Annotated in this window: 9 protein-coding genes; 1 reads left to right on the forward strand and 8 read right to left on the reverse strand. The window is 68.1% G+C overall.

Annotation, left to right across the window (positions count from 1 at the left end; genetic code table 11):
- Positions 1-70: 70 nt before the first annotated feature.
- Positions 71-1,381 (reverse strand): gluconate:H+ symporter, encoded by a 1,311-nt coding sequence (locus LuPra_RS17870; RefSeq protein ID WP_110174755.1) that lies wholly within the window; start codon positions 1,379-1,381, stop codon positions 71-73.
- 134 nt (positions 1,382-1,515) lie between these two features.
- The gene (locus LuPra_RS17875) at positions 1,516-3,768 is read right to left on the reverse strand and encodes a winged helix-turn-helix domain-containing protein (protein WP_110172002.1); all 2,253 of its coding nucleotides are present in this window, start codon (positions 3,766-3,768) and stop codon (positions 1,516-1,518) included.
- A gap of 80 nt (positions 3,769-3,848) precedes the next feature.
- Here LuPra_RS17875 and LuPra_RS17880 point away from each other — a divergent pair, with 80 nt between their 5' ends.
- A complete protein-coding gene (locus LuPra_RS17880; protein ID WP_110172003.1) occupies positions 3,849-4,715 on the forward strand; it encodes an aspartyl protease family protein in 867 nt (288 codons plus the stop codon).
- A gap of 142 nt (positions 4,716-4,857) precedes the next feature.
- Here the strand turns inward: LuPra_RS17880 and ahcY are convergent, their stop codons facing one another.
- From ahcY to LuPra_RS17910, 6 genes are all read right to left on the reverse strand, one after another.
- Positions 4,858-6,363, reverse strand: coding sequence for an adenosylhomocysteinase (gene ahcY / locus LuPra_RS17885; protein WP_110172004.1), 1,506 nt, complete (start codon positions 6,361-6,363; stop codon positions 4,858-4,860).
- 148 nt (positions 6,364-6,511) lie between these two features.
- Positions 6,512-7,480 (reverse strand): ArsR/SmtB family transcription factor, encoded by a 969-nt coding sequence (locus tag LuPra_RS17890; protein WP_110172005.1) that lies wholly within the window; start codon positions 7,478-7,480, stop codon positions 6,512-6,514.
- Positions 7,481-7,613: 133 nt separating this feature from the next.
- Positions 7,614-11,300 (reverse strand): methionine synthase, encoded by a 3,687-nt coding sequence (gene metH / locus LuPra_RS17895; RefSeq protein WP_110172006.1) that lies wholly within the window; start codon positions 11,298-11,300, stop codon positions 7,614-7,616.
- Positions 11,297-12,274 carry an ArsR/SmtB family transcription factor gene (locus LuPra_RS17900; RefSeq protein ID WP_234800450.1) on the reverse strand — a complete coding sequence of 326 codons (978 nt, stop codon included), beginning with the start codon at positions 12,272-12,274 and terminating at the stop codon, positions 11,297-11,299. The genes metH and LuPra_RS17900 overlap by 4 nt, the downstream gene beginning before the upstream one ends.
- 162 nt (positions 12,275-12,436) lie before the next feature.
- Positions 12,437-13,183: a LytR/AlgR family response regulator transcription factor gene (locus LuPra_RS17905; protein ID WP_234800451.1), complete on the reverse strand. Its 747-nt coding sequence runs from the start codon at positions 13,181-13,183 to the stop codon at positions 12,437-12,439.
- A gap of 5 nt (positions 13,184-13,188) precedes the next feature.
- Positions 13,189-14,253, reverse strand: coding sequence for a sensor histidine kinase (locus LuPra_RS17910; RefSeq protein WP_110172008.1), 1,065 nt, complete (start codon positions 14,251-14,253; stop codon positions 13,189-13,191).
- Between the last annotated feature and the right edge of the window lie 4 nt (positions 14,254-14,257).

Consider the following 14,257-nt stretch of genomic DNA (forward strand, 5'->3'; position numbering starts at 1 on the left):
GGTACCGGGTAACGGGAATCGGGCAACGACAAATCGTAGCCGCCGGACTTGTCCGGCGGTCACCACGCGATCAGATCCAGACATCGAGCAACAGCACACCGACCAGGCCGACGATCGAGACGATCGTCTCCATGGCGGTCCAGCTCTGCAAGGTCTCGGCAACCGACAGATTGAAATACTCCTTGAACAACCAGAACGCGCCGTCGTTGATGTGCGACAGCATCAGGCTGCCGGCGCCGATCGCCAGCACCATGAGGTTGGGATCGGCCGACCCGTTGGTCACGAGCGGCGCCACGAATCCTGCTGTCGTGAGGCCAGCCACCGTGGCCGATCCGACGCACACCCGCACCAACGCGGCCATCGTCCAGGCGAGCACGAGGGGTGGCGCATGCAGGCTGCCGAGCGCTGACGCGATGGCGGTGCTCGCACCTGCATCGGTCAGGACCTGCTTGAACGCGCCAGCGCCGGCAACCACCAGCAGCACCAGGGCGATGTCGGCGACGGCACGCTCGCACCAGCCGGTGACGATCCCGATCGGGGCACCGTTGCGCAGCCCGAGTGCACCGATCGCGACGAGCACGGCGACCAGCATGGCGAGCGACGCGTCCGACAGCGCGCGCACGATCGGCACCATGATGGCGCCGGTGACATGTGGCGACAACAGCGAACCCACGGCGAGCATGACCACGGGCAGCAATGCCGCGCTCAGGCTCGCGGCCAGCGACGGCAACGTCGCTTCGTCACGGAAGACGGGAACGAATGTCGCCAGCGGTGGCCGATCGATTCGGGGCATGAACCGGGTGTAGACGGGACCTGCCAGGATGATGGCCGGCACGGCGATCAGCAAGCCATAGAGGAGCGTGCGTCCCATGTCGGCGTGGAACTGCTGGACCAGCGCCGCCGGCGCGGGATGCGGCGGCAGATAGCCGTGGGTGACCGACAGGGCGGCCAGCATCGGCAGTCCGACCCAGACGGGCGGCACGCGGTACTGCGCGGCGACGCTGAAGATCAGCGGGATCACCAACACGAATCCGACCGAGTAGAACAGCGGCAGACCGACGATGAAGCCCGTAATCATCAGCGCCCACTGGACGTGGGCCGGACCGCTGATGCGCATGAGGCTGGTGGCGATCCGCTGCGCCGCGCCGCTCTCCGCGACGATCTTGCCGAGCATCGCGCCGAGTCCGATGACCAGCAGGAGCGACCCGAGCGTATCGCCGAGCCCCTTCTGGATGGCCGCCGAGACCTGCAGCGGACCGAGTCCAGAAGCCAGCCCCACCCCGATGCAGACGATGAGGAACGCCAGGAAGGGCGTCAGCCGCGCGACGGCGATCAGCAGGACCAGCGCGACGATGCCGGTCAGGGCGATGGCGAGGAGCATGGGCGCGCCCATGCTATCGCAGGGGGCACCCGGCAAATTTCAGAATTGCAGAATTGCAGAATTGCACCACCCCTCAACGCTTCGAAGGTTGGCGGTGGCAGTGAACTTCTGAAATTCTGAACTTCTGAAATTGTCTAGGTATCGGGCAACGCCGCAACCCATACATTGCCGGTCCAGTAGCCGCGCTCGTACACGATGCGATCGCCGCGTGGGGACCACACGGGCCACCGGACGTATTCGCCCGGCGCACCGGGTGCGGTCAGGCGTCGTACCCGCCCCGTGGCGACGTCGACGGTCTCGATCGCCCACCGGCCCCGGCGCAGTGCCGCGTAGACGATGTGCCGTCCGTCCGGCGACCAGTCGTTGGGCCACGCGTGATCGGCATCGGTGACCAACGGCCGCACCTCGCCCTCGACCGCCCGTTCCTGAGCTCCTGTGCTCCTGAGGTCCTGTGCTCCTGCGCTAATGACTCCGACGCCCGTCCGCCAGCCGCGGATGTGCTGCAGGGCCACCCGCCGGCCGTCGGCCGACCAGGCGCCGAACATCACGTCGCTGGCGAGGTGCACTGCCGGCGTATTGCCACTGACCTCGCCGAGCCACACACCGAGCTGTCCGTGCTCGTCGGAGGTGTACACGTAGCGCCGGAAGTCAGGCGACAGCCGCAGCGTGAACAGACGCCGCGGCACATCGGCGGCACCTGCCCAGTGATCCAGGCGCAGCAGCGGCGCGGCGCGGCCGGTCAGGACGTCGACGTGCTTCAGGGCGAGCGGTCCGTCCTCGCCGAGCAGCGCGAGGGCACGGCCGTCAGGTGACCAGCCCTTCACGAACCCGGTCATGGCGGTGCCGAGCTGATGCGAGGTGCCTGTCTCGAGATCGTGCAGCCACGGCGCGGGGCGGTCGCCGAGACGTGACGTCGTGTAGGCAAGCCGGGTGCCGTCGGGCGACACGGCGAACTCGCCGTAACGCGGCCGCCGCTCACCAAGCAGTACTGCTGGCGGACTGGCCGCCCCCCCATCGCCATGCAACATCGCCACTGACCACGCCTCGCTGGTGCGCTCGGCATTCGTGAACGCCAGTTGTGAGCCGTCGCGGGACACGCTGACGTCGGTTACGCCCAGCGTGCGCGGCAGCGGTGTCATGCGTGCCCGGCTCATGTCGACGTCGCCCGCTGCGGTCACGGGTGCGAGCCAGAGTTCCTGCGTCCACCCGCGCCGGAGGGCGCCGACCCATGTCGTCTCACCGTGACGAAACGCGAAGGGACGGCATGTCGCGTGACACGGGCCCAGCCGCGTCAGGCGCCCATCGCGCCTGGCCTGCCAGATGTCCGCAGCCGGCACGCGCGCGGCGGCGAAGACCACCGTGTCGTGCCCAGGCAACCACACCGGGCTGCCGTGCGATCCCGGTGCGTCGCCCGCCCGTGTCAGCGGCTCGACGACGCCGGTGGCCACATCGACGACCGCCAGCGTCGACGGCGACGCGCCCGTGCCGCCGAGCATGTCCACTTCGCCCGCCGTCTGGAACACGATCGCGTGGCCGTCGGGCGACCAGCTCGGCGCAGCACCGTCGGAGACCAGTTGGCGCGAAGGACCACCGGAGGCGGGAACCAGCCAGACGCCGCCAAAACGCCGCGAGTGATACGCGAGCCACTGCCCATCGGGTGACCAGGCGGGATCGACGTTGTCGCCCCCGTTTTCGGTCACGGCGCGTACCGTGGTGCCGGCCAGGCGCGGACGCACGTGGATCTCGAGCGCGCCCGAGGCATCCGAGGCATACGCGACCGCGGTGCCGTCGGGCGACAGGGCCGGATCGGCATCCAGCCCACGCGACGTCGTGATCTGGATGGCGTCATGGGTGATGCCCGACATGAGCACGGCCCCGAGATCAGCCGAGGCCGCATGGGAGGGGGCGCCATGCCAGGCCAGGCGGATGCCACCCAGCCCGAGCAGCATCAAGGCGACGACTGCACCCGCCCGCGTGACCCACCATCGTGGCCTGCCGCGGCTGCTCGCGACCTCCCTGGCCGATGCCATGGCACGCGAGTCCGCCGGAGCCAGTGGCGCCCGTGCCGGCGGCGGCTGCAGTGTCCCGATGAAGCGATAACCCCGCGTGGGTACCGTCTCGATGTAGCGAGGCGTCCGGATGTCGTCGCCGATTGCACGGCGCACCTGCGTGATGGCACGCGCCAGCGAACTGTCGGTCACGTGCACGTCCGACCAGACCTCGCCGAGCAGCCGTCGCTTCTCCACGACCCGCCCTGGCTGGGCCAGCAGCAGGAGCAACACGTCGAGCGCCTTCGGCTCCAGGGCGACGCGCGCCCCGCCACGTCGCAGTTCGCGTCCTCCCACCTCCACTTCGACATCACCGAAGCGATAGGTCGACTCGGGCATCAGATCCTCATGATTTCCGCAGATCGCTCACGAAAGCGTGTCGTCCCTCCCGGGTGTTCGCAACCACCGGAGGAGCCCACATGCTAGTCACGCCATTCCTGCTGTTGACGATCCTGACCGCCCCCGCAGTTCCCCTGCCCGCGCAACCGATGCTCGGCACCGTCGAGTGCCGGCTGCGCATCACCGCCGCTGGCGTACCGCTCGTGCGTGTCCGTGTGACGTCCGGGCACGATGCATGGTTCGTCCTGGACACGGGTGCCACGGGCACCACGCTGCACGCCGGGCTCGCCCGCCGGCTGGGTCTCCACGCGTCGGGCGAGAGTCACATGACGACTCTCGAGGCCACGTCACGCGTCGCAACGGTACGGCTCGGCGCCTTCGCCATCGTCGGCCTGCCGGTCACACACGGGCTCGACGTCGCCGTACACGACATGACGCTGGTCCGTCGAAGCGCGCCCGACGCCGATGGGATCGTGGGCCAGGACGTGTTGTCGCGATACGACTACCTGATCGACACGGAGCACGCGCGGCTGACCATCGGACGATTCGCGGCACCCTCGTCCGGGGTACACCTGCCCATTACGACGAGCGCCGGCCGCCCGGTGCTGCTGATGGACGACGGACGCGGACGATACGGGCTGGTGCTGGATACGGGGGCGGACGTGCTGGTGATGGAGGCGCACGCGGCGCGGCAGGCCATCGGCGATGTGCCGCCGGTGGGTCGCACGCGGGGCCGGCTCGAAACCCACCTCGGTGCCCGTGACGTCGACGTCGAGCTTCACGTGGGCATGCGGATGGCGAATGTCGATCTGCCGCCACTCGCGATGGTGCGGCTCCCCGCGGAGGCCTGGTCGATGTCGCCCGAAGTCGGCTTGCTGCCGGCGTCGCTGTTCAGCCGGGTGTATGTGTCGACGCGCATGGGCGAGGCCGTCGTCTGGCCGAAGTAGGAGCTCACAATCGGCCTTCGGCGGTCGGCCTTCGGCCTTCGTCAACCCTCGTGTGTGGTGCAAAAGACAAAGGGCCGGCCCAGGATTCCAGGCCGGCCCTTCAGCGTTCAGCGTTCAGCGTTCGACGTTCGTCGAAGGTCGCTCAGTACCGGTAGTGGTCCGCCTTGTACGGCCCATCGACCGGCACGCCGATGTAGTCGGCCTGCTCCTTGGCGAGCACCGTCAGCTTGACCCCGAGCTTCTCGAGGTGCAGGCGCGCGACCTTCTCGTCGAGGCGCTTGGGGAGCACGTACACCTTCTTGGCGTACGCCGTGTTGTTGGTGTGCAGCTCGAGTTGCGCCATCACCTGGTTGGTGAACGAGGCCGACATCACGAAGCTCGGGTGACCGGTCGCGCAGCCGAGGTTGAGCAGACGCCCCTCGGCGAGGATCATCACGCTGTGGCCGTCCGGGAAGCGCCACTCGTCGTACTGCGGCTTGATGTTGATCCGCTCGATGCCCGCGACCTTCTTCAGCCCGGCCATGTCGATCTCGTTGTCGAAGTGACCGATGTTACCGACGATGGCCTTGTCCTTCATCCTCGCCATGTGCTCGGCGGTGATGATGTTGCGGTTGCCCGTCGCGGTGATGAAGATGTCGGCGGTCGCGACCACGTCGCCGATCGTCGTCACCTGATAGCCTTCCATCGCGGCCTGCAGCGCGCAGATGGGGTCGATCTCGGTGATGATGACGCGCGCGCCCTGGCCACGCAGCGACTGCGCACAGCCCTTGCCGACGTCACCGTAGCCGAACACCACGGCGACCTTGCCCGAGAGCATCACGTCGCTGGCGCGCATGATGCCGTCGGTCAGCGAGTGGCGGCAGCCGTACAGGTTGTCGAACTTGCTCTTGGTGACCGCGTCGTTGACGTTGATCGCCGGGAACAGCAGCGTGCCGGCGGCCATCATCTCGTACAGGCGGTGAACGCCCGTGGTCGTCTCCTCGCTGACGCCCTTGATGCCGCGCGCGATCGCCTGCCACTGGGCCGACGCCTTGCCGAGCTCGTCACGCAGCGTCTGGAGGATGATGCCCCACTCCTCCGGCTCCTTCTCGGCATCGAAGGCCGGGACCTTGTCGGCCGTGCCGTACTCGAGCGCCTTGTGCACGAACAGCGTCGCATCGCCGCCGTCGTCGACGATCTGTTCGGGGCCGCTGCCGTCCGGCCACACGAGGGACTCCTTCGTGCACCACCAGTACTCGTCCAGCGTCTCGCCCTTCCACGCAAACACCGGGATGCCCTTCGGGTTCTGCACGGTGCCGCCCGTCTCCGGACGACCGACGACCACCGCGGCAGCCGCGTGATCCTGCGTCGAGAAGATGTTGCAGGACACCCAGCGCACGTCGGCGCCGAGGGCATCGAGCGTCTCGATGAGGACGGCGGTCTGCACGGTCATGTGCAGGCTGCCCATGATCTTCACACCGGCAAGCGGCTTCTTCGCGGCGAACTCCTCGCGAATCGCCATCAGGCCGGGCATCTCCTGCTCGGCGAGACGGATCTCCTTGCGGCCGAAGTCGGCCTGCGACAGATCCTTGACCTTGAAAGCCGGGCGCCCGGCCTTCTCGGCCTGGGCAAACGCATGCAACGACTCGGTTGCGACTGCAGGGGTCATTCGTTGTGCTCCTTGTGCGCGGCGCACTCCGTGCCGCGTTGCTTTTGTCACCGTCCGGGCGACGTCGTTTACGAGAAGGTAGGGCGCGTTCCCTGAACGCGCCTGACGGCGTCAGGGCCGCTCGGGGAGCGGCCCCGACCTTCCAGACTCAAGTTCTTTCCGACAATGAGGACTTGCCCGCGGTGGCCCGGGCGACGAACAAGGCCGGGCCACGCACGCCCGGCGCCGGGGACAGCGGCACCACCCGCGTTCCGTCGAAACCGGCGCCTGCGAGGAGCCGGCCAATCTGCGGCTCGGAGAACCCGAGCCAGACATGGCCCATCTGGCCACGATACTCCTCGCGGTCGTGCGGCTGCATGTCGATCACAAGGACGCGTCCACCGGGTGCGAGCACGCGCCGCGCTTCCTTGAGGACCGCTGCCGGATCCGCGAGGTGATGCAGCACCAGCACGAGCAGCGCGAGGTCGACAGCGCCGTCGGCGACCGGCACCGCTTCCAGCGTGCCTTCGCGGACGTCGACGTTCCGCGTGCCGCGCAAGCGCTCGCGCGCCGCGCCGAGCATCTCGGGCGACGCGTCGACGGCCACCACTCGTTGCACGAACGGCGCCAGCGCCGCGGCAGTCCGTCCTGTGCCGCAGCCGAGATCGGCAACCGTCCATGACGGGTCGCAGGCGGCCAGTAGGCCGTCCAGGTGGAACGTACTGCCGTACAGGTCGTCGCGCACGTCGTCCCACTCGCCTGCCGTGCGTGAGAAGAACGCCGCTGACTCGGTCCGGCGTTGCGCCAGCACCCGCGTCAGTCGTACGCGGTCCTGCGCCACTGCCGCTGTCGTCACCAGTTGCGCCTTGACGACGCGCCAGAGGTCGTTGGACGCGGGGTCGAGGTCCTCGGTCACCAACGAGTACAAACGGCTCGTGCCCTCGCGGCGAACCTGGGACCAGCCCCCGTCGGTGAGCGTCTTCAGGTGGCGGCTGATGGTGGATTGCGGGAGCTGCAGGATGTCGCACAACTCACCCACGGCCAGCGTCTGCCCCTCGAGGACCAGCAGCAAACGCGCCCGCAAGGGGTCGCCGAGAACGTTGAGGTGCGCCAGAACCGGCGAGGTGAGTTGATTCATCCCTCTATCCGGATAGAGAGTACGACAGGCCGTCTGATGCTGTCAACAGGCATCTGACGAAAGAGGCCGGAGACATGGTCTCCGACCCCTGTGACGCCCTGCGAAATGGCCGGTTCCTGACGGGTGCCTCCGCTCAACAGGTGCCGGCGGTCACGGCGGCATACGCGAGGTTTGGTGCGAGCCACTTCTCGGCCTCGTCGCGCGACATGCCCTTGCGGCGAGCGTAGTCTTCCACCTGGTCCTCGCCGAGGCGGCCGATCATGAAGTACGCCGCCTGTGGATGGGCGAAGTAGAGGCCGGACACACTCGCGGCCGGCCACATCGCGCAGCTCTCGGTCAGCGCCACGCCGATGGCCTCGGCGTCGAGCAGCCGGAAGAGCGTCTGCTTCTCGGTGTGATCCGGGCACGCCGGATACCCGAAGGCGGGCCGGATGCCCCGGTACTTCTCGGCCGCCAGTTGCTCGGCCGTCAGCTGTTCATCCGCGCCGTAGCCCCATTCGCGGCGCGCCTGCGCGTGCAGGTACTCCGCGGCGGCCTCAGCAAGGCGATCGGCCAGCAGCTTGACCATGATCGCGTTGTAGTCGTCGTGCGCGGCCTCGAAGCCCCTGGCCTGCGCCTCGGCGCCATGGACGGTGACCGCAAAGGCACCGATGTGGTCCGGGCCGTGACCGACGGGAGCCACGAAATCAGCCAGGGATCGATTCGGCTTGGTGTCCGGCTTCGGCTCCTGTTGACGCAACATCGGGAACCGCGCCAGCTCCTGGCGTCGCGTCGCATCCTCGTACAGCACGACATCGTCGCCATCGGCGTTGGCAGGCCAGAAGCCGTACACTGCGCGACAGGTCAACGCGCCGGCCTCCAGCCTGTCGAGCATCTGCTGGGCGTGCTCGTACAGCGACCTCGCCTCGTCGCCGTACTTCGGGTGCTCGAAGATGGCCGGCAGCTTGCCCTTGAGCTCCCACGCGTTGAAGAAGAACGTCCAGTCGATGTAGGGCCGCAGCTGCGCCACGGTCAGCGTCAGCTCGCGACGCCCCGTGAAGGACGGCGTCGGCAGCAGCTCGGCCGCCCAATCCACCTTGAGCCGATTGTCGCGGGCCTTACGCAACGAGAGCAGCGGCTTCTCCTGGCGTTTCTGGTGCATCTCGCGCACGCGTGCCTGGTCGTCGCGCACCTGCTTCCCGTACGCCGGCGCCTGCGTCTCCGAAAGCACACTCGACACGACGGCCACCGCGCGCGAGGCGTCGAGCACGTGCACAGCGACGCCCGAGTACTCCGGTGCGATCTTGACCGCCGTGTGCTGCGGACTGGTCGTGGCTCCTCCGATGAGCAGCGGCACCTTGAGGCCGCGCCGCTCCATCTCGCGGGCCACGCCGACCATCTCGTCGAGCGACGGCGTGATCAGGCCACTGAGGCCAATCACGTCGGCCTGGTGCTCCTCAGCCGCCTTCAGGATCTTGTCGGTCGGCACCATCACGCCGAGGTCGATCACCTCGTAGTTGTTGCAGCCGAGGACCACCGAGACGATGTTCTTGCCGATGTCGTGCACGTCGCCCTTGACGGTGGCGATGAGCACCTTTCCTTGCGCCCGCGCGCCGCCGGCGGCTTTCTCGGCCTCCATGAACGGCAACAACACGGCTACCGCGCGCTTCATCGCGCGCGCGCTCTTGACGACCTGCGGCAGGAACATCTTGCCCTGGCCGAACAGGTCGCCCACGGTCTTCATGCCGTCCATGAGCGGACCCTCGATCACCTCGAGCGGCCGCGCGTACTGCTGGCGGGCCTCCTCGACGTCGGCCTCGATGAAGTCGACGACGCCATGGACCAGCGCATAGGAGAGGCGCTGCTGCACCGGCGCCTCGCGCCAGGCGAGGTCCACCTCGCGCTTCGAGCCACTGCCCCGCACCTGCTCGGCGCGCGCCACCAGGCGTTCGGTCGCGTCAGCCCGCCGGTTGAACAACACGTCCTCGACCAGTCCGAGCAGTTCGGCCGGGATGTCTTCGTACACCGCCAGCTGTCCCGCATTGACGATGCCCATCGTCAGGCCGGCCTTGATGGCGTGGAACAGGAATGCCGAGTGGATGGCCTCCCGCACCAGGTCGTTGCCGCGGAAACTGAACGACAGGTTGCTGATGCCGCCGCTGATCAAGGCGCCGGGGCACGTCGCCCGGATCTGGCGCGTCGCCTCGATGAAGTTGATCGCGTACTCGTTGTGCTCCTCGAGTCCTGTCGCAATCGCGAGGACGTTGGGGTCGAAGATGATGTCGCCCGGCGGGAACCCGATCTGCTCGGTGAGCAGCCCGTACGCCCGCTGGCAGATCGCCACCTTCCGCTCGACGGTGTCGGCCTGGCCGACCTCGTCGAACGCCATCACGATGACCGCCGCGCCGTACGCGCGCACGGTACGTGCCTTCGCGAGGAAGTCGGCCTCGCCTTCCTTCAGGCTGATCGAGTTGACGACGGCCTTGCCCTGTACGCACTTCAGGCCGGCCTCGAGCACCGACCACTTCGAGCTGTCGATCATGAAAGGGACCCGCGCCACTTCCGGCTCGGTGGCGAGCAGGTTGAGGAATGTCGTCATGCTCGCTTCGCTGTCGAGCATGCCCTCGTCCATGTTCACGTCGAGGATGTTGGCGCCGTTGCGCACCTGCTCGGTCGCCACGTCGACGGCGGCGGTGAAATCGCCGGCCTTGATCAGGCGCATGAACTTCGCCGAGCCGGTGACGTTGGTGCGCTCGCCGACCATCTGGAAGTTGCTCTCGGGGCGGATCTCGAGCGGCTCGAGCCCGGAGAACCGGCTATGGCGTGGGATGTCGGTCGGCACGACACGCGGTGAGACGCCCTGGCAGGCCTCGACCATCGCGCGAATGTGATCGGGCGTCGTGCCGCAGCAGCCGCCGATGATGTTCAGCAGTCCCTCGCGGGCGAAGCCACTGAGCACGCCCGCCATCTGCTCTGGCGTCTCGTCGTACCCGCCAAACGCATTGGGCAGTCCGGCATTCGGGTAGCACGAGACGAAGCACTCGGCGATCGCCGACAGGTCCTGCAGGTACGGACGCATGTCCTCGGCACCGAGCGCGCAATTGAGGCCGACGCTGAACGGCCGCACGTGCCCCATCGAGATCCAGAAGGCCTCGACGGTCTGGCCCGACAGTGTCCGTCCGCTGCGATCGGTGATCGTCACCGACAGCATCACCGGGATCTCGACGCCGCGACGATCGAAGACGTTGCGCACGGCCAGGGCCGCGGCCTTCGCGTTCAGCGTGTCGAAGATGGTCTCGATCAGCAACAGGTCCACACCGCCGTCGAGCAACCCATCGACCTGCGTCTCGTAGGCCTCGCGGACCGCGTCGAAGCTCACGGCACGGAACGCCGGATCGTTCACGTCGGGCGAGATCGACAGCGTGCGATTGGTGGGGCCGATCGCGCCGGCGACGTAGCGGGGATGATCTGGCGTCCTGGCGTTCCACGTGTCCACGGCCGCCCGCGCGACTCGCGCCGCAGCCACGTTCAGCTCGTGCACGATCGCCTCGAGCCCGTAGTCGGACTGCGCGATCGCGGTGCCATTGAACGTGTTGGTCTCGACGATGTCGGCGCCGGCCTCGAGGTACTGCTCGTGGATGCCCTGGATGATGTCGGGGCGCGTCAGGACCAGGAGGTCGTTGTTGCCACGCAGGTCGTGGCCGTGCGACGCAAAGCGCTCACCGCGATAGTCGGCCTCGGCGAGCTGGTGGCGCTGGATCATGGTGCCCATCGCCCCATCGATGAACAGCAGCCGGCTTTGACACGATTGCTTGAGTTTCAGGGCGGTCGCACTCGTCATCGCACACTCCCTCGCGCCGATGGTGCGGCGCCCGTCCGTCCACGTCGCGCGCCGCCGGCCTTGTGGCCGCTGGCGACGAGCACCGTGAATGGATCTCCCTTCAATCGTGCGCCCACTTCCACGCGCACGTCCTCGAGTCCGGCCCGGAACAGCCAGTCCTCGAGCGATTCGTCACGAAACCCCAGCCATCGATCGCCGAGCCGTTCGCGCACCCAGTCCTGCCCGTGCGCCCGCAGCTCCAGCACGAGGACCGTGCCACCCGGCTTCAGCGCGCGTACCGCCTCGCAGAGGGCCAGGTCCGGCTTCGGCACGTGGTGCAGCGCCTGCGACAGCAACACCACGTCCACCGATGCGTCCTCGAGCGGCAGCTCCTCGATCCGCCCTTCCCGCCAGGTGATGTTGGTAACGCCCCGCTTGCGCGCCAACTGCCGCGCCCGCTTGAGGACGTCGCGCGAGCTGTCGATGGCAATCACCTGCTCGGCCCAGCGTGCGGCCTCGAGCGACAGGTACCCTTCACCGCAGCCGGCGTCGACGACGACGAGAGGCGGCAGCAGGTGCCCGAGGGCGCGGCTCCAGGCGGCCCAACTGCGACCCGGCACGAGCTGTCCAGCGCTGCTGCCATGCGCCTGGAAGTCCTCCTTACGCATGCGCAGGACCTCGAGGAGGCGCGCGTCGTCGGCCTTCAGCTCGGGGTCCTCGGCCATCGGCAGCGAGGCCTCGAGCGCTTCCCACATCGGGCGCGCGTGACCGGCGCCGTCCGGACGGAGGGAGTAATAGGCGAAGCCACCTTCCCGGCGTTCCTCGACCAACCCGCTCTTGCGCAGCAGCCCCAGGTGACGCGAGACGCCGGACTGGGCGATCCCGAGGATGGCGGTGAGTTCCTTGACGTTCAGCTGCTCCTTGCCGAGCAGGCGAATGAGCCGCAGCCGAACATCGTCACCAAGGAGCCGACAGAAGGCGGACAGGTCCTTCACATACGTAAATCTACATGCATTGATGTAACGATGCAACTCTCGGGTGAGGTAGGGACCGCTCTGCGAGCGGTCCATCCCCTCGGCCTTCCGAGCAGTTCCCGTTCTCCGCGCCGCCGCAATCGTGCATGCGACCGAGGAGATGGCCGGCTCGGAGAGCCGGCCCTACCTTCCGAGGGCGTCGGTCAACCGTTGGTGGCCCGACCGGCTGATGGGGAGCCGGCTGCCGTCTCGCAGGACGGCGACCCTTCGGTCCTTGGCTTCGAGTTCGACGCGCTCGAGTTGAGTCAGATTGATCAGCCACGACCGGTGGATGCGCACGAAGCGGGCCGGATCGAGCTGGGCTTCGAGACTGCTGATCGGCTGTTCCTTGAGCAACCGCCGGCCCTGCGAGTGCAGGAGTACGTAGTCGTCCTGCGCCTGCGCGTATTCGAGCGTCTCCACGGGGACGATGAAGACCTTGCCTCCATCACGAACGAGGATGCGCTCGACGCGCACCGATCGCAGGGCCACCCGCAACTCGTCGGCCGGAGAACCGGCTCTGACCGCCAGACGCTGACGGGCCCGCGTGACGGCGTCAGCGAGTCGCGCCTGGCTGAATGGCTTCAGCAGGTAGTCGACCGCGTGGACCTCGAATGCCTTCAGCGCGAATTCGTCGTGCGCCGTGGCGAAGATCACCGCCGGCCCAGCGCCGATGAGTTCCAGCACGTCGAAGCCGGAGAGCCTGGGCATCTGCACATCGAGCAGCAGCACATCGGGCATGGCGTCGCTCACCGCCTTGACGGCCTCGTAGCCGTTCGCGCACTGCCCTGCGACCTCGACGTCTTCGATCTGCGACAGGTACTCGACTGCCACCTCGCGCGCCAGGGCCTCGTCATCCACAACCAGCACCTGCAGCGGACGTGTCGTCATGCGGTTCACTCCCCTGCCCGCCCTGCGATCTGCTCGCAGGGATACGTCAACGTGACGGTGAAGCGGTCGCCTTCGACCCTCGCGTCGAACGACGCCGTCGCCCCGAAATGCATCGCGAGGCGATCACGGACGTTGCGCACCCCGGTGCCGGTGCCGGCGCGTGGCGTGCCTTCGGGATCGAAAAGGTTGGCCACCGTCACGACGCACCGGTCCGATTCGCGCCGCGCGGCAATCGAGACGAGACCGCCTTCGAGCAAGCCGGCGACTCCATGCTTGATGGCGTTCTCGACGAGTGGCTGCAGTAGCAACGGTGGCACCAGCGTGCTGCCGGCGCGGGGATCCACGTCGACCTGCACCTGCAGCCGCTCCCCGAACCGCACCTGCTCGATGGCCAGGTACTGCGCCATCAGATCGACCTCCTGCTGCAGCGGCACCCCGGCCAATCCTCCCAGCCGAAGACTCTGCCGGAGAAACTCGCCCAGGGCAATGCACATGTCGCGCGCCGCTGCCGGCCGCGTGCCCGCGAGCGATCCGATCGAGTGCAGGCTGTTGAAGAGGAAATGCGGGTTGACCTGGGCACGCAACGCGCGCAGTTCCGCTTCGCGGGCGAGCACCGCCGACTCGAGCGCTTGCCGGCGTGCGGTCTCCCGGTCCTCCAGCGCGAGAAACACGTAGTGCACGGCCGCGGAGAAGAGGAACAGCAGCACACCCGCCACGAACAACAGCAGCGTCGCGTCACGCGACCAGAACGGCTGCGCCGGCAATTGTGCCCGCAGCCACCACTGCGCGAACCCCACCCAGGTGGCGCTCGTGATCGAGGCCGCCGCTCCTTGCGCGAGGAGCACGCGCCCGAGCGACCTGGCGCCCTGCAGCGGGAAGGCGCGGCACACATACCACGCCGCCAGGCACACCACGCCGTACGCCAGCGCAAGCGGCAGGACGCCCGTGAGCGCGGCCACCCACGGCCAGCCGGCGCGGACCGCCAGCGACAGCGCGGCGGCGAGGCCGAGCACGAGCCACAACCCCAGGTAGACGGTCAGGCCGACGATGCGCCCGAGGAGCGGATGCACGAGG

The sequence above is a fragment of the Luteitalea pratensis genome, from assembly GCF_001618865.1.
Lineage (GTDB): Bacteria > Acidobacteriota > Vicinamibacteria > Vicinamibacterales > Vicinamibacteraceae > Luteitalea > Luteitalea pratensis.